Source organism: Pseudoalteromonas sp. Xi13, assembly GCF_003952205.1.
Lineage (GTDB): Bacteria > Pseudomonadota > Gammaproteobacteria > Enterobacterales > Alteromonadaceae > Pseudoalteromonas > Pseudoalteromonas atlantica.
This window is the reverse complement of sequence record NZ_CP034439.1, coordinates 3541300-3557088: the sequence shown is the minus strand read 5'-3', so window position 1 is coordinate 3557088 and position 15789 is coordinate 3541300. Positions and strand designations below refer to the sequence as shown.

The following is a 15789-nucleotide window of genomic DNA, read 5'->3' as shown; positions in this document are numbered from 1 at the left end:
CTCTTTGAGTTAGCGTCTCTCAAAAACAGTAATACCAACATTGGCAGCCTAAATAAAAGGCTGCTTAAAGCGGTGAGCTATACATGCTTTAATTAAAGCTGAAGTGACTGTAGGAGCAATGGTTGCTTAGTTTCGCACAAAGTGCGTAAGAGCGCTCACTTAATACAGTAAGTTACACATGGTTTAGTGAGGTGCTATTTAAGAAAGGGAAGTTGTATAGCGGCTTATTTTAGGTATAAAAAAAGGAGCAATCATGCTCCTTTTTGTATTTAGTGCGTGCCCATTGCGCTAATTAAACTTCTTAATTGCTTTAGCTCTTAGCGCTTTCATCTTTGGCAAGCGAGGCTTATTAAAGCTTTGTATTGGCATAACCACTAAATGCTCTTGTGGCAGGGCTGGCACCGTTTTAGGGTATTGCCCAGGCTCTGGTACCGAAATCTCTTTTAAATGCACTTTAAGGTTGTTTAGCATAGGGTCGTTATCAACTTCGCTAGGGCAAATAAATATTCCCATTTTACGCAGCTGCACACCTAACTTAATGCTACTGGTGTAGCGTATTATTGGCGCTCCAAGTAATAGACCAAGTAATATAGGCGATAACCACCAAAAGAACACTGGCGTAAAGTAATAGGCTGTAGCGCCCCATACTATGGCAACCAAGGTAGAAAATAGTGTGTAATTAAACGCTTCTTTCCACGGTACCATGCGGCCTTCGCGCGGTTGTGCATCCCACTTAACTTTTTTACCCAAAAATACACACACTACAAAGTAAGCATGAAACACCATCATAAGTGGTGCCACAATAATGGCAAATACAGTCTCTATTATTGAGCCTAGTATTAATTTAAACGAGCCGCCAAAGCGCTTATTTCTGTGCACTAGCGTGACAATTACACCCATTAATTTAGGCACCAATAATATAATAATGGTTAAATAAAGTAGTGAATCAATTAGGTCTGTTTTAGCTATTTGCCACGTTGGGAATAACTGATAAACCCGATTAAAGTACACATCGCTATTTAATGCACGTGTTACCGCATCTATGGTGCTTAGTGCCAGCATAGATAACCAAATAAGTGATGAAATATAAGCGGTTGCGCCTAATAAAAAGTGAAACTTACTCATTAACTTTAATTTAGACGAGCCTAATAAGCCAAGGTGCTGAATGTTACCTTGCACCCAACGTCTGTCGCGTATGGCATAATCTAAAATGTTACTTGGTACTTCTTCGTAGCTACCTTCAATATCGCTAAGTAATAAAACATCCCAGCCTGCACTGTGCAGTAGTGAAGCTTCTACAAAGTCATGACTTAAAATTTCGCCACCAAAGGGGGCATTGCCTTCAAGCGTAGGTAAACCACAATAGTTAATAAATGCTTCAACACGAATAATGGCATTGTGGCCCCAATAATTAGCTTTGTCGGTTTGCCAAAAAGCAGACCCCGTTGCCAGCATTGGGCTGTAAAGCACTGAGGCAAATTGTAAAAAACGACCAAAGTAGGTGTCTTGACGAACTGGAATAGGGATAGTTTGAATTAAGCCAGCTTGCGGGTTGTTGATCATGCTTGTGGTCAGCTCTAGCATACATTTACCCGTCATTACGCTGTCGGCATCAAGTACAATCATGTGATCGTATTGGCTGCCCCAGCGCTCGCAAAAGTCGGTTAAGTTACCTACTTTACGGTGCTTGTTATCTTCGCGACGACGATAGAAAACCTGTTTTGCGGTATCGCCTAAACGCTCACATAAAGCATGCCAAGCGCTTAGCTCGTTTTGTGCTATTTCAGGATCTTGCGTGTCGCTAAGTAAATAAAAGTCAAAATTGGCAAGTTGCCCTGTCTCTTTTAGCGATTGTAAGCTCACTTCAAAGCCGGCAATAACACGGTGCGTGTCTTCGTTATAAATAGGCATAACTACCGCTGTTTTTTGCTGTGCAAGCGCGGTATTGTCAAATTCAATAGGCTTAATGCGTCTTAGGGTGAGCGGGTCAATACGAAATAATTGCAGTACAAATCCTATCGTGCCGCTACAAAATGCCGTAACAATCCATGCAAAGGTTATTGAAAATAAAACCAATAGCGCGTATTCAAGCAAGGTCATTCCGTTTGAGCTTAAAATTTCAAACATAATGGAGATGCCGTACCCTGAAACAGTGAGTGCTGCAATAGCAAATAACCATACGCGCAGTGTTTTGAATGGCATTGGTGTGCCCTTTCCTTTATTACTTGATGTCATTTGGGTACCAAACATAGCTCCATACCTCACTAATTTCTTTATCACGAAGTTTTAACGATAAACGCATATCTACGGGTTGATCGTCCTGTGGTGCAATTTTAAACGCTACTCGCCAACCAAGAGATTTAGGAAGTTTTTGCACTGTTACATCTCTTACTTCACCTGTTGTTAGCTGAATGTCGGCTTCAAGTGTTAGCTTTTCAGACAGGTTGTTTAAATCGGGGCCTGCAAAGTCAACGGTAAACTGGCGATGGCTTTGCGGTGGTGGGCTATCTTCACCTGGCAGCGCTGCGCTACCAATACGCGTGCGTGTTACACGCGCCTTTTGGTGTTGAGTTAAATGGGCGTTAAAGGTGCTCATTTTGTAGCTTAGCTTTAATGAATCACCAGCTTTCATTGGCTTTTCAGGCACCCAGTAACTCACTATATTGTCGTTCGTTTCTGTGTCTGTTGGTATTTCTACTAGCTCAACTCGGCCATTTCCCCATTCACCTTTTGGCTCTATCCACAGACTTGGACGGTCGTGGTAGTGCGCTTCAGTGTCTAGGTAATTGTTAAAGTCACGGTCACGCTGTGCTAAACCAAACCCCTTAGGGTTGGTGTATGAAAACGACGTAACGCTTAACTGTGTTGGGTTGTTAAGCGGGCGCCATACCCATTTGTTATCAGCTGACTGTGTTAACAAGCCGTCTGAGTCATGCACTTCTGGGCGGTAGTCATCAAAAAACTTAGTGCTGTTTTCACCGTGGTAAAACATACTTGTTAAAGGGGCTACGCCTAGCTTTTTAATATCTTTACGGGCGAAAATTTGCATATCAACATCAACTAACATGCTGGTTGTTGGGTCAATATCAAATTTGTAAGCACCAGATACCGAAGGGCTATCAAGCAATGCAAAAATAGTGATGTTAGTTTGCTCAGCCTGGGGCTTAACAAGCCAAAACTCTTTAAACATAGGGAACTCTTCACCCGATGTTTCGGCGGTATCGATTGCTAGCCCGCGTGCTGATAAACCATATACTTGATTAGGGCCAACAACTCTAAAATAAGAGGCCCCTTGAAACACCATTACCTCATCTTTGTATTCGTTTGTGTTAATTGGGTAATGTAAGCGAAAGCCTGCATGGCCTAGTTGTGTGCCGGCTACGCTTTTTGCTATTTCGTCTTTTAAAGGGGCGGCTGTGCCATCGTATTGATAAAAATCAGTACTGAAAGGTAGGCGGTTACGTTTTGAATCACCTTCTACGGTATTAATTGTTACCGGTGTTTTATATAAAAAACCAGGGTGAAAGAGTTGTAGCTCATACAGGCCTTCATCTTTCCACACTGATTTGTCCTGCTTAAATCGAATTGAGCGGTAATCTTGGTAATCAATGTTATTTAATGCTTCTAGCTCTATATTTTTTGGAGGTGCATATTCTTGTTCGGCTAGTTTTTTAGCGCGGGCGCTTATTACTTCAAATAGGCTTTCTTGCGGAATTGCTGCATCAACACTTGCTGCTATTGCCTGCGTGCTATAGCCCCAGCCAGAAAAAATAAAAAGTAGACCCAATAATGGCGTTGCTTTTTTCTGCCAAGTAGGAGGTGTTTGGGTTAATTGTTTCATTTCCATTCCTTTATAAAAACACGACTTATTTTTACGCTTAGGGTTTGTTACTTAACTACTACACAAGGGTGACGAACTTATAGTGCAACTTTTAATCCGTAAATAAAGTGTTTACATTTCAACAGTTAAATTTATTAAAAAGGGTTTTAACTACGGCTTATGTGTAAAAAATACTCATTTAATGTATTTGTTGCGCGGCTAATTCTATTAATAGTTAATAAACGGTATGGAAGATATTAAGGGTTGTTTACTGAAGCTTGTCTGAATTACATTTTTATAAGCATAAAAAAAGCCGCAAAAATGCGGCTTTAATACAAATCACTCGTTATTTTTTCTTAAATCTGCGCACTAATGAAAGTGGCGCTAATAAAAGAGATAACCAAAACAATGAGCCTGAGTCGTTATCGTCATCACCACGTAGGTTGTTTACTCTTACTACAACCGTTTGTGCTTCAGATACGTTACCTACACTATCCTCTGCTTGTACTGTAAGGGTAATACGATTTTCAAACTCGTAATCTACTTCGCTTGCAACAATTAACTGACCTTGCTCGTTAATTGATACAGAATCGTTACCTGATACGATAAATTTAACCACAGGTGATACATCAGCATTAGGGTCGCTAAAATCAAGTGTGCCAATCACAGTGCCTACAGCGCTGTTTTCATCTACTGTGAATATTTGATCAGGTGCAACTACCGGTGTTTGCTCTTCAGGGGTAAGTACTACTTCAGATTTTATATCAACAATAACAGGGTCGTGATCAGATGCACGGTATGGCCCTTCTGCGTATAGCGTAGATTGATGACCTTCGCTCTTAAACTCTAGGTTGTAATCAAGCACGATAGGCTCATCAGCATTGATATGCCAATCATTTGCTGCAACAACTTTGCTTAGTAAAGACTCGGTTGCTAAAGCATGGTCAAGGCTACCTGCACGACCAGAGAAGCTATAAGAGTAGCTTAGTGTATCGCCATCAAGCTCTGCGACTACGTTTTTATAGCCTTTTTCATCAAACTTACGGATTGGATCTTCCATTGCATAAGCGTTCATATCACCAACAAGAATGATATCTTCGTCATCTACGCCAGTAGGTTTGTTGTCTAACCAATCAGTAAACGCATCAGCAGCTTCGGTACGAATTTCATTCCAACAGCCTTGGCCATCACCTAGGTCGTCGTTGTTATCATCACCACAGCTCCCTTTAGATTTAAGGTGGGCTACAGAAACAGTAAATACTTCATCTGTTGAAAGTGACTTAAAGCTTTGTGCAATTGGGGCACGGTTGCTGTAATCAAACGGGTAATCAGTAGTAATAGCGGCTGTGCCTACTTCTTCTACTTTATCTGCGCGGTAAATAAGGGCAGTGGTGATTTCGTCGCTACCAATTTGGGCTACGTTAAAATCTACAAACGCGTAGTTGTTAGCGCTGTCAGCATCGTTTAATGCATTTACTAAACTTGCTATAGCACTGAACTCACCAAAGCCATCATTTTCAGTTTCCATTAAGCCAACAACATCAGCTTGCATTGCACTAATAGCACTTACAAGTTTTGCTTCTTGACGTACAAACTCTTCTTCTGAGTCTGCACCACGGCTAGTAGGGAAACCACCGCCTTGACCATCACCGTTAAAGTAGTTAAGTACGTTAAAGCTGGCGATTCGTAAATCGGCTTCTTCACTTTGCTCAGGCGCATCTTCACGCGCATTAGTCGCTATAAACTGTGGTGTAACTGTTGGGTGAATGCGATACGTGCTAAAGCTGTATGTAACTACCCCTGTTACCGCATTTACAGTATCGCCGGTACGTAGAGTATTTTCTGCCGATAGGCCTGGCGCTGGGTAAGCCGTTGGATCTGAGTTTTGAGCTGTAGAGCCATCATCTAATAAGATTTTTTTAGTCAAGTTAGCCGCTTCAACAGCATTGGCTGCATCACCTGGCAATGCAACTTGAGTACCTTGGTATAAACGCTCAGTGGCTAGCTCTACTTCACCATAGCGACCTAAGCCGTAGTTGTTAGTAACTACAAGTGTTTGATCTAGGCTTACTAGCATACCTTCATAAGCTTCTAGGTCAGCTTGGCTCTCTAAAGGTAAGCTTATTGAGGTTGCAGAGGCCACTTCGTCAGTACCACATACTGCAATTTGTGTTACATCTGCAAGTTGTGTTGAATCATAGTATTCATCAACCGTACCCTGTACGCGCACGTGGTCACCTACATTTACATCGGTATCAGTAAAGTATACAAATAGACCTTCAGAGGTCATTGGGTCGTTATCTACATCTGCAGCAAGCGAGGTCACAAAGAAACCATCTAAGCCATCTTCACCTTGAAAATCGGCAGTGACAATACCTTCAATTTCAACAAGGGTATCTACTAACGGGCTTGCTTCACCAGAACCTTGCACAGCGCTAATTAGCGTTTTATCTGCGCCACATACAAGCGGTTCTAATGGTTCTGGCTCAGGGTCTGGCGCAGGAGCCGTACCACCATCGCCAGCATGCGAGCCTAAGCCGTCAAAGGTGTCAATATCAAACTGTTCCCATTCATCGCTAGGATTAAAAGTTGCAGTTGAGTCAGTTCGACCCGTTGTGATGCTATTTTTTCTTCGTAAGGTTTTATTTTGAGTTTGTACGGTATCATCAGACCAAAAAGAGCCAGGATCAACACCCACTTGGCCAAAGCTATCAACCACCACACCATCTTTAGTTAAAACAAGGGCATCGTCACCGTTGTAGTAAGTTACTGTGCTGGTTTCATCTGCAATATCAAGAATGGCAGCGTCAGCACTAGGGTTTGAAATTATATAGGTGGTATTGGCAGCCAATGTGCCTGATAAATCAATTGAGTTACCTACCGAACTACTACCATTTGAATAAAGTCCTAAAGTATAACCTTCAAGAGAAAGCTCTGTATCAGCATTGTTATAAAGCTCAATCGCTTTATTGTTGCTGCTGCCTTCGATGTATTCAGAAATGATTAGATCGGCGGAGGCTGGTGCACTGAGGCTTGCTAATACAAGCGCCAGTGGCGTTATTTTCGTTTTTAACATTTTTTATTATTCCCGTGTATTTAAATCCCAAAATGGGACACCAGTTTAGGCAATCTAAATGACAAAAAGAATACAAATATGTTAATGGTTGTAAAAAAATTAAGGCGGCGTACCGCCTTTGATAACATGTTTACTTATTTTGCAGCCATTGCGCGGCCTGCTTGGCAAAATACGTTAAAATACCATCCGCTCCGGCGCGTTTAAATGCCAGTAATGATTCCATAATTGTGGCCTCTTCACTCAACCAGCCGTTATCGATTGCCGCTTTGTGCATTGCATATTCGCCACTGACCTGATATGCGAAAGTAGGTACACCAAACTCATCTTTAACACGACGAACAATATCAAGGTACGGCATACCGGGTTTCACCATCACCATGTCGGCGCCTTCTTGTAAATCAAGTGCCACTTCACGAATAGCCTCATCAGAGTTGGCAGGATCCATTTGATACGTTTTTTTGTCGGCCCCTTTCAAGTTACCTGCAGAGCCAACAGCGTCTCTAAACGGCCCGTAATAGCTAGAGGCATATTTAGCTGAGTAAGCCATTATGCGTGTGTGAATATGTCCATCTGCTTCAAGTGCTTCGCGAATAGCACCAATACGGCCATCCATCATGTCAGAGGGCGCAACCACATCTGCGCCTGCCTCGGCGTGAGAAAGCGCCTGCTTAACAAGAATTTCAGTGGTTATGTCATTAATTACATAACCTTCATCATCAATAATGCCGTCTTGGCCATGAGTAGTGAATGGGTCAAGGGCTACATCGGTAATAACCCCAAGCTCAGGAAAAGCTTCTTTTAAAGCACGAACTGTGCGTTGTGCTAAGCCATCTTCACTGTAGGCTTCTTCGGCCATCAAAGACTTTTTGTCAGCAGGGGTTACCGGAAAAATAGCGACGGCAGGTACACCTAAATCTACAAGCTCTTTAGCTTCTTCAAGCAATAAATCAATTGATAAACGCTCAATTCCTGGCATTGATTCAATTGCTTCGCGGCGGTTTTTACCTTCAAGTACAAATACCGGAAAAATTAAATCGTTTACCGATAGTTGGTTTTCGGCCATTAAACGGCGAGAAAAATCACTGCGGCGCATTCTACGCATGCGGGTATATGGGAAAAGGTCGAGTCCTGATTGGGCCATGTTACTAAGCTCCTACTGTGGAATTGGAAAACTAATTACTTGATTTCGGCCATGTTGTTTAGCGAAATAGAGCGCTTTATCTGCGTCGTCTGTAAATAGCTCAGGGTTACTAATATCGTTTACTACAGCGCTGTTTACGCCAGCACTAATGGTTACTTTTACGGATGTTCCGGCTACGTTTACGGTATTACTCTCTACGGCTTGGCGAATTTTTTCAGCAATATCAACAGCCCCCTCTTTTGGGGTGTTAGGTAGCAAAACAACAAACTCTTCGCCGCCGTAGCGAGCCACTTCATCCAACGGGCGTTTTAAATGCTGTTTTATAATGTCGGCTACAGCGCGTATTACTTGGTCGCCGGTTAAGTGCCCGTAGTTATCATTTACGCGTTTAAACCGGTCTATATCGAGCATAATCATACTCAAAGGCGTTTGTTCACGCCGAGAGCGACGCAGTTCCATCACTAATTTTTTATCAAAAAAGCGACGATTTTTAACGCCACTCAGCGCGTCTTCCATATTAAGTAGCTCAAGCTCGCGGTTTTTATCTTCTAGTTCACGCAAAGTGACCTGTAGCTCAAAGGTGCGCTCATCAACTAACGACTCTAATTCTTTTTGTGTTTGGGCTTGCAGCGCGAGCCGCTCATTTAATAGTGTATCTTGGGCTGCATTTTCAGCAATCAAGGTTTGTTGAGCAATAACTTGTTCATCACGTTCTAAAATAAAGCGCTTCATAACGCCATAACATAGGCAAAATGTACTACCAAAAAAGCACATAAAAACAAAAGCTAAGCTACTTCTACCTAAAGGATATAAGCCAAATACAGCAATAATAAGGTACACCATAACAAGTAAAAATAGCATGAGTGCAATTAGCAGTGCTTGAATTGGTTTTGAAGGCGCGTTTTGCTGGCAGATGTAGGCGCTTACCAAGCAATAAATAATAACAATCGGGCTCGCCAGTAAGCTAAATGGGGTAAACACTGTGCTAGGTAAAGCCCACATAAACAGCAGGCTAATTGCGTAAATATTAGCAACAATGGTTTGCCATTTTAGTAGTTTAGAGGCTTTAGGTTGGCACAGTTGTTTTTGTAGCGGCACAAAAGCAAGCGTAGTGAGCATTAGTAAAACAGGTATCATTACTTGCTGTAATGAAGGCGAATTTGGATGAAAATAACGAGCGCCAAAACCGCATAAATAAGCCAGTAGCACACCTAAGGTCAGCGTAATAATGCCTGCATAAGCAAAATACAACTTGCGCGAAAACCCATACAAAACCAAGCAACTTATGGCCAATGAAAATAAAAAACCAATGAGTAAGCCATAAATTAAATTAAGTTTACCTTTATGCGCTAGGTAGGCATCTGGTTGCCATAAAGTCAGCGGGATGCGTAGCCCAGCACTGTTGTTAACCTTCATTATTACGGTGCTAATACTATTTGCCGGCAGCCTCAAGGTTGCTAATAAAGATTCACTTTTTATTAGCCGTGATGAGAGCTTAAAGTTATCGCCAGTTTGCATGTGTGAGAGCAGTGCTGAATTATAAAAATGAAAAATTTGCGCTTCATTTAACAGCGGGTTATCGAGCGATAAAATAGGGCTTATATTGTTATTTAAGGTATTTTTAACTGTAAACTTGACCCATACAGGGCGTTGTTCAAACCCTAAATTTAATGGCTTATCACTTACGGTTTGCCAGTCGTTAACCTCATGGTAGGCATTGTTTGCTGTGGTGGGCGTAAACGAATAGCTCAGGGTGTCTATTTTTATTGCTTTAAAATTTTCAGAAATTACGGGGTTTGCAACACTGCAAAATGAACAAAGGAGCATAAATAGGCTAAATAGCGCCTTTGGGCTTGTCATTAGCGACCTGCTATATCAAATAAGCTATAAAAGTTAGCCGTACTATGGGTGGCAATAGTACTTGGTTCAACGTTATAAAGCTTAGCGAGTGTTTCACACACATAGCTAAGATAAGCGGGCTCATTTTTACGTGATTTTGGTTTAGGGCTTATTGTGCGTGGAATTAAAAAAGGCGCATCGGTTTCTATTAATAACCGCTCAAGCGGGATACTTGGCACCAATTGTTGCAATGCTTTACCGCGGCGCTCGTCACACACCCACCCAGTAATGCCAATATAAAGGCCTAATTCTAAATAATCTTTAAGTGCTTGGGCATTGCCCGTAAAGCAATGCAGCACGCCACGTACGTTATAGTTAGCCAAAATATTTAGCATATCTTCGCTTGCGTCACGTTCGTGTAAATAAACAGGTAGGTTTAGTTTTTCAGCTAACGCTAACTGGCGTTTTAATACGCTGCGCTGAATATCGCGAGGAGAAAAATCGCGATTATAATCAAGCCCACACTCACCAATGGCCACAACGCAATCGTTACTAGCAAGCTGCGTTAAAGTGGTTTCAAGTTCATCGGTGGCGTCTTTGGCGTCATGTGGATGCACGCCAGCAGTAGAAAACTGATTATATTGTTTTGCTAATGTAAGCGATTGTTCGCTACTAGGCACATCGCAGCCGATCAGTAACATAGCTTGCACGCCCGCGGCATTTGCGCGGGCAATAATGGCCTGATGCTCACCTTCAAACTGGTGATTGGTTAAATTAACGCCTGCATCAACTAACGTGTAGGTCATTACTGAGTGCGCTTCACACGGATTGAGCGGTTTTGACCATCTTTACGAAGTAAAAAAGAATTAAATACACCGCGGCTAATAACTACTGTGTCTGACTCTTTTAATTTAAGACTGTCAGAACCAATTTGACGCCATTGCTGATCGTTATCAAGGGTAATAATGAGCTCGCCATAAGGGGCTTTTCTAACTGATGATACTGACGCTGTGATATTTTCGTCTTTATCTTTAGTGAGCTCTTTATGCTCAAGGCCAAAATCATCTGCTTTAGCAGCAGGCGCTGCTTTAGAAACAGCTGCAACAGGTGCACTTACGTTTGGCGATACATTGGTTACGGCTTTTGGTGGGGTAAGGGTTTTTTTCTCACTAGGCTTAGTAAGTGGTTTACCTGCCACTGTGTTGTCATAACATAGTAAACGGTTAAAGTCGTTTTCAATAAAGCTACATGCTTGCAAAGCTTGCACGTTAATTTCTTGCGCTGCAAACGTCGGTGCGCTTAGTAAAACCAGTAGTGAGAGTAGTTGTTTTTTCATTTTATTCCTCAGATTCCTGTTGTTCTTTAGCGCTATAAAATTTCGCTAAAATTAACCCTAGCTCAAATAAAAGCAGCATAGGAAGTGCTAATAGTGTTTGTGATAACACATCGGGCGGTGTTAAAAACATCGCCACAACAAATACACCAACCACAATATAAGGGCGTTTTTGCTTTAAACTCTGCGTGGTTGTAGCGCCACTCCAACATAGCAACATTATGGCTACGGGTATTTCAAACGCCACACCAAATGCAAAAAATAGCTTAAGTACAAATCCTAAATAGCTACTAATATCCGGTGCTAGGGTCATCATTTGCGGCCCTACACTAGTAAAAAAGCCTAATATAATAGGAAGCACTATAAAGTAGCAAAAAGCGATACCGCCATAAAATAGCAAAATACTCGAGGCCAAAATTGGCATTAGCATGCGTTTTTCGTGTTGGTATAAGCCAGGTGCTATAAATCCCCAAATTTGATGCAATATCCACGGAATAGAGCCAAACAAGGCGACAAATAGCGTTAGCTTAAACGGTGCAAAAAACGGTGCCGTAACATCGGTAGCTATCATAGTGGCAGTGCTTGGTAAATGTGCGACTAAAGGGGCGGCTACAAACTCATATATATCATTGGCAAAATACACTAGGCCAATAAATATCACTAAAATACTAAAAAGTGATTTAATAAGCCGATCGCGCAGCTCAATTAAGTGAGCGACGAACCCTGATTTAGCTTGTTCAGACATTATTTTTTATACCACGTAATAAGTTGACCACAAATAGGGGAATTAATTTCACTTTTTTTCATCGAGTTGTTCGTTAGATGACGTGCTTGAAGTGTTTTTATAGCTATGAGTAACCGACTGCGCTGCTTTTTGCAGTTCATCAACCGATTGTTGTAGCTCAGGGCTTAAATCTTTAAGCTCTTGTTGCTCTGCTTTTTTTAGGTTTTCGTGAAGCTCGTGTATGCGTAGCTCTTCACTCACTTCTGCTTTAACTGAGTTGGCCATCGACTTAACGGTTTTTACCCAGCGCATTACGGTGCGAATGGCAACCGGTAACCGCTCAGGGCCAAGTACCACTAGGCCAACAATAAAAACAACAACGAGCTCCCACATTCCCATATTGCTTAAACCTTAGTATCGTCTTTGGTTTTTTCAGTGCTTTGTGTCTGTGTTGGCGCTGCTTTTTGAGACTCTTGGATTTGCTCTGCTTTTTCGCTTTCAGTCTCTTTAGTTTGATCATCAGACATGGCTTTTTTAAACCCTTTTACTGCACCGCCTAAATCACCACCCATGCCGCGTAGTTTTTTAGTACCAAAAAGAAGTACGATAATCGCTAAAACAATCAATAATTGCCAAATACTAATGCCACCTAACCCCATGGTTATCTCCAACTGATAAATGCTTAAATGTTTATTTTAAGTACTAATTATACGCCCTGTGGCATAAATAGCACTTAGTTTATGTGTTACGCCACGCCACAATAAAGCTAATTGCAGACGCTGCTAATGTTACGCCTGCCGCTATGAGGTCGTGCTGCAGATAACACAGTGCCGATACAATCAGTGTAGCACTGCCAAATAGGCTAAGTACTAGCGCTTTGTGTGACACTTTACTTGGCTGAGAATGCTGTATTTGCGGACTACGTTTTAAATTTTGATAAATTAAATCAGGTAGTTCTGGCATTTTTTCAGCCCAAAATGGCAAGTTAGCATACATTTGTTTCATTACTGATAACGGTCCAACTTGTTGTTTTACCCAATCTTCTAAAAATGGCTTAGCGGTTTTCCACAAATCAAGCTGAGGATAAAGCTGACGCCCTAAGCCCTCAACGTATAATAACGTTTTTTGTAATAATACTAACTGCGGCTGTACTTGCATGTTAAAGCGGCGTGCGGTGTTAAATAAATTAACGAGTACATGGCCAAACGATATCTCAGCCAGCGGCTTATTAAATATAGGTTCGCACACGGTACGAATTGCAAATTCAAACTCTTCTATGCTGGTATCAGGTGGAACCCAGCCCGAGTCAACATGTAGCTGAGCAACTTGGCGGTAGTCACGATTAAAAAAGGCGATAAAGTTTTCAGCGAGATAGCGTTTATCTTCTTTGTTTAATGTGCCAACAATGCCACAGTCGATACCAATATACATGGGGTTTTCAGGGTGCTCGCGAGAGACAAATATATTGCCAGGGTGCATATCAGCATGAAAAAAACTGTCTCTAAATACTTGCGTAAAAAACACTTCTACACCGCGCTCAGCGAGTAATTTCATATTGGTATTTTGCGCAATTAACGACTCAGTATCTGAGACCGGGATTCCGTAAATACGCTCCATAACCAAAACGTTACTGCGGCTATAATCGCTATAAACAGCCGGGATATATAACGAATCAGAGCCTTCAAAGTTACGCTTAAGTTGTATGCCATTTGCGCCTTCGCGCATTAAATCGAGCTCATCTAACAAGGTTTTTTTATACTCTTTCACCACCTCGACAGGGCGTAACCTTTTTGCTTCGCTGTGTACATTGGCAAGTACTTTAGCGAGCTTTTCCATAAGTGCTAAGTCGGCATTAATTTGTGTTTTTATGTTTGGCCTAATCACTTTTATAACAACATCTTGGGTATTGTTATGGGCATCAACTAGCTTAGCAGTATGCACTTGTGCAATAGACGCTGAGGCCAATGGGGTTTGCGAAAACTCACTAAATAACTGGCTTATATCGCTAATTTCGAGCGCTTTTTCAATTATTTTTTGGGCAAGTTCGCCCTCAAAAGGCTCGACTTGGTCTTGCAAAAAAGCAAGCTCTAACGCAATGTCGTGAGGAAGTAAGTCTCGGCGGGTAGAAAGCATTTGGCCAAACTTAATCCACACAGGGCCAAGCTCTTGCAAGGCTAAGCGCAGGCGCAAGCCCGCGGGCTTATTTTTGTGCTGGTTACGTAACCAAAACAAGCTACCACGCGCAATTTTAGCGTACCAAGGTATTTTTTGTTTTGGTATTAACTCATCTAATCCGTAGCTAAGTAATGTTTTAGTGATGTAATACAATCGAGCAGTCGACACAAAAAATCCTTAGCGGCTGTTGGTGTTAGAAGAGTTGATTAATGCATTTATGCGTTGTTCAATAGCGGCCACTTGCCCTTTTAACACTCGGTTTTGTTGTTTAAATTGTTCAAGCTCTAAAGGGTGAATAGTTACAGCGAGCTCATCTTGGCATAGGCTGGTTAATGTGGTGCTAATTTGCTGACGCGCTTTACGCTCTTTACTGCGTAAAGCGTTTAGCTGTATGTAAAGTTGTTGTGCGGGCGCATCGCCAATATAGTGCGATAGTTGCTCAGGCCAATCTATATCTAGCCCAGAAAATGCGGCGCTGTACGCCTGAGCGACGTTTAAGTCGCCTTGCAGGTCTAGCTTATCTTGACGAATGAGCTGTGTAAGCATGGCTGGGTCTTTAAGCGCCATAAGTGTATCTATATCTGCGCTGATCATACACTCTGCGCTATCTTCATCGCTGGCACTGTAAAGGTGTAATAGTTTACCATCAAAGGTTAATACTATTTGCTGCTGCCAATTGCGGATTTCGACCTTTAATGGTTTGTGCTTAACGGCACTGAGCTTATCTATTAAGGTGGCGTCGAGTTGCAGTACCTTATTAAGCACTCGCTCTATAAGCGAAAGTACAAAATTAGGTAACATAAAAAACTGCGAATCGGGTTTTGCTGCGACCACTTGCTCGCTTTTTTGCTCAAACGCCATAACTGCCTGCCTTAATATTTAAAACCACGGTGCAGTGCAACAATACCACCGGTTAGGTTTTGATACGTTGTTTGTTCAAAGCCTGCTTCTTCCATCATTGCTTTTAAGGTTTCTTGGTCTGGGTGCATACGAATCGACTCAGCTAAGTATTGGTATGACTCGCTATCGTTCGCCACTACTTTACCCATAGTTGGTAATAGATTGAACGAGTAAAAATCGTACGCTTTACTTAAAATTTCATGCTCAGGTTTGGAAAACTCTAATACTAATAAACGTCCACCTGGCTTTAATATACGGTACATAGAGCGAAGAGCTTTGTCTTTATCGGTTACATTACGTAGGCCAAAGGCAATCGTGATCACATCAAAGCTGTTATCTGGAAATGGCAGCATTTCGGCATTCATTTGCACGTAGTCGATATTGCCGACTAAACCCAAGTTGTGCAGTTTTTCGCGGCCCACTTTTAACATTGATGAGTTAATATCGCCTAAAACCACTTGGCCGGTGTCACCGACTAGTTGGCTAAATTTTGCTGTTAGGTCGCCAGTGCCGCCTGCTAAATCAAGGACGTGGTGGCCTTTGCGCACACCTGAGCTGGCTATAGTTTGACGTTTCCATAATCGATGTACACCAAAAGACATTAAATCGTTCATTACATCGTACTTTGCTGCAACCGAGTGAAATACGTCTGCAACCATTGAGGCTTTATCGTTTTCGGCTACGGTTTTATAGCCAAAATGCGTGGTCTTTTGCTCTGTTTCGTTCATGGTTAGTCTCTATCGTGGCAATAAAGACTAGTGTACTTGATTGTATACTGCAG

At 42.0% G+C, this 15789-nt stretch carries 13 protein-coding genes; all 13 read right to left on the bottom strand.

Annotated elements, in window-relative coordinates:
• Window positions 1–288: 288 nt before the first annotated feature.
• On the bottom strand, window positions 289–2250 hold the full coding sequence (gene mdoH, locus EJ103_RS16085) for a glucans biosynthesis glucosyltransferase MdoH (RefSeq protein ID WP_031289970.1): 1962 nt from the start codon (window positions 2248–2250) through the stop codon (window positions 289–291).
• Complete coding sequence (locus EJ103_RS16080; RefSeq protein WP_126008599.1) at window positions 2222–3841, bottom strand: glucan biosynthesis protein G; 1620 nt, start codon at window positions 3839–3841, stop codon at window positions 2222–2224. Before EJ103_RS16080 ends, mdoH begins: the two co-directional genes overlap by 29 nt.
• A gap of 325 nt (window positions 3842–4166) precedes the next feature.
• Window positions 4167–6896, bottom strand: a complete 2730-nt coding sequence (locus tag EJ103_RS16075) for an ExeM/NucH family extracellular endonuclease (protein ID WP_126008597.1) — start codon at window positions 6894–6896, stop codon at window positions 4167–4169.
• Window positions 6897–7026: 130 nt separating this feature from the next.
• Window positions 7027–8037 carry a porphobilinogen synthase gene (gene hemB / locus EJ103_RS16070; RefSeq protein ID WP_029772896.1) on the bottom strand — a complete coding sequence of 337 codons (1011 nt, stop codon included), beginning with the start codon at window positions 8035–8037 and terminating at the stop codon, window positions 7027–7029.
• A 12-nt stretch (window positions 8038–8049) separates the two neighbouring features.
• Window positions 8050–9897 (bottom strand): diguanylate cyclase, encoded by a 1848-nt coding sequence (locus EJ103_RS16065; protein WP_126008595.1) that lies wholly within the window; start codon window positions 9895–9897, stop codon window positions 8050–8052.
• Window positions 9897–10682, bottom strand: coding sequence for a TatD family hydrolase (locus EJ103_RS16060; RefSeq protein WP_126008593.1), 786 nt, complete (start codon window positions 10680–10682; stop codon window positions 9897–9899). Before EJ103_RS16060 ends, EJ103_RS16065 begins: the two co-directional genes overlap by 1 nt.
• Window positions 10682–11212, bottom strand: a complete 531-nt coding sequence (locus tag EJ103_RS16055) for a hypothetical protein (protein WP_126008591.1) — start codon at window positions 11210–11212, stop codon at window positions 10682–10684. The genes EJ103_RS16060 and EJ103_RS16055 overlap by 1 nt, the downstream gene beginning before the upstream one ends.
• 1 nt (window position 11213) lies before the next feature.
• Window positions 11214–11954, bottom strand: a complete 741-nt coding sequence (gene tatC, locus EJ103_RS16050; protein WP_126008589.1) for a twin-arginine translocase subunit TatC — start codon at window positions 11952–11954, stop codon at window positions 11214–11216.
• Window positions 11955–12002: 48 nt separating this feature from the next.
• A complete protein-coding gene (gene tatB, locus EJ103_RS16045; protein WP_232423994.1) occupies window positions 12003–12326 on the bottom strand; it encodes a Sec-independent protein translocase protein TatB in 324 nt (107 codons plus the stop codon).
• 11 nt (window positions 12327–12337) lie between these two features.
• Window positions 12338–12592, bottom strand: a complete 255-nt coding sequence (gene tatA / locus EJ103_RS16040; RefSeq protein WP_004587475.1) for a Sec-independent protein translocase subunit TatA — start codon at window positions 12590–12592, stop codon at window positions 12338–12340.
• A 79-nt stretch (window positions 12593–12671) separates the two neighbouring features.
• A complete protein-coding gene (gene ubiB / locus EJ103_RS16035; RefSeq protein WP_121638146.1) occupies window positions 12672–14276 on the bottom strand; it encodes a ubiquinone biosynthesis regulatory protein kinase UbiB in 1605 nt (534 codons plus the stop codon).
• Window positions 14277–14285: 9 nt separating this feature from the next.
• The gene (locus tag EJ103_RS16030) at window positions 14286–14969 is read right to left on the bottom strand and encodes an SCP2 sterol-binding domain-containing protein (RefSeq protein ID WP_126008587.1); all 684 of its coding nucleotides are present in this window, start codon (window positions 14967–14969) and stop codon (window positions 14286–14288) included.
• Window positions 14970–14980: 11 nt separating this feature from the next.
• Window positions 14981–15736, bottom strand: a complete 756-nt coding sequence (gene ubiE, locus EJ103_RS16025) for a bifunctional demethylmenaquinone methyltransferase/2-methoxy-6-polyprenyl-1,4-benzoquinol methylase UbiE (RefSeq protein ID WP_004587478.1) — start codon at window positions 15734–15736, stop codon at window positions 14981–14983.
• Window positions 15737–15789: the final 53 nt, after the last annotated feature.

Bases quoted from the DNA above. Each gene is read 5' to 3' on its own strand.
- tatB (WP_232423994.1), bottom strand. From the start codon at position 12,326: ATGTGGGAGCTCGTTGTTGTTTTTATTGTTGGCCTAGTGGTACTTGGC.
- ubiE (WP_004587478.1), bottom strand. From the start codon at position 15,736: ATGAACGAAACAGAGCAAAAGACCACGCATTTTGGCTATAAAACCGTA.
- EJ103_RS16030 (WP_126008587.1), bottom strand. From the start codon at position 14,969: ATGGCGTTTGAGCAAAAAAGCGAGCAAGTGGTCGCAGCAAAACCCGAT.
- EJ103_RS16060 (WP_126008593.1), bottom strand. From the start codon at position 10,682: ATGACCTACACGTTAGTTGATGCAGGCGTTAATTTAACCAATCACCAG.
- EJ103_RS16080 (WP_126008599.1), bottom strand. From the start codon at position 3,841: ATGAAACAATTAACCCAAACACCTCCTACTTGGCAGAAAAAAGCAACG.
- EJ103_RS16055 (WP_126008591.1), bottom strand. From the start codon at position 11,212: ATGAAAAAACAACTACTCTCACTACTGGTTTTACTAAGCGCACCGACG.
- tatA (WP_004587475.1), bottom strand. From the start codon at position 12,592: ATGGGGTTAGGTGGCATTAGTATTTGGCAATTATTGATTGTTTTAGCG.
- hemB (WP_029772896.1), bottom strand. From the start codon at position 8,037: ATGGCCCAATCAGGACTCGACCTTTTCCCATATACCCGCATGCGTAGA.
- tatC (WP_126008589.1), bottom strand. From the start codon at position 11,954: ATGTCTGAACAAGCTAAATCAGGGTTCGTCGCTCACTTAATTGAGCTG.
- mdoH (WP_031289970.1), bottom strand. From the start codon at position 2,250: ATGTTTGGTACCCAAATGACATCAAGTAATAAAGGAAAGGGCACACCA.
- EJ103_RS16075 (WP_126008597.1), bottom strand. From the start codon at position 6,896: ATGTTAAAAACGAAAATAACGCCACTGGCGCTTGTATTAGCAAGCCTC.
- EJ103_RS16065 (WP_126008595.1), bottom strand. From the start codon at position 9,897: ATGACAAGCCCAAAGGCGCTATTTAGCCTATTTATGCTCCTTTGTTCA.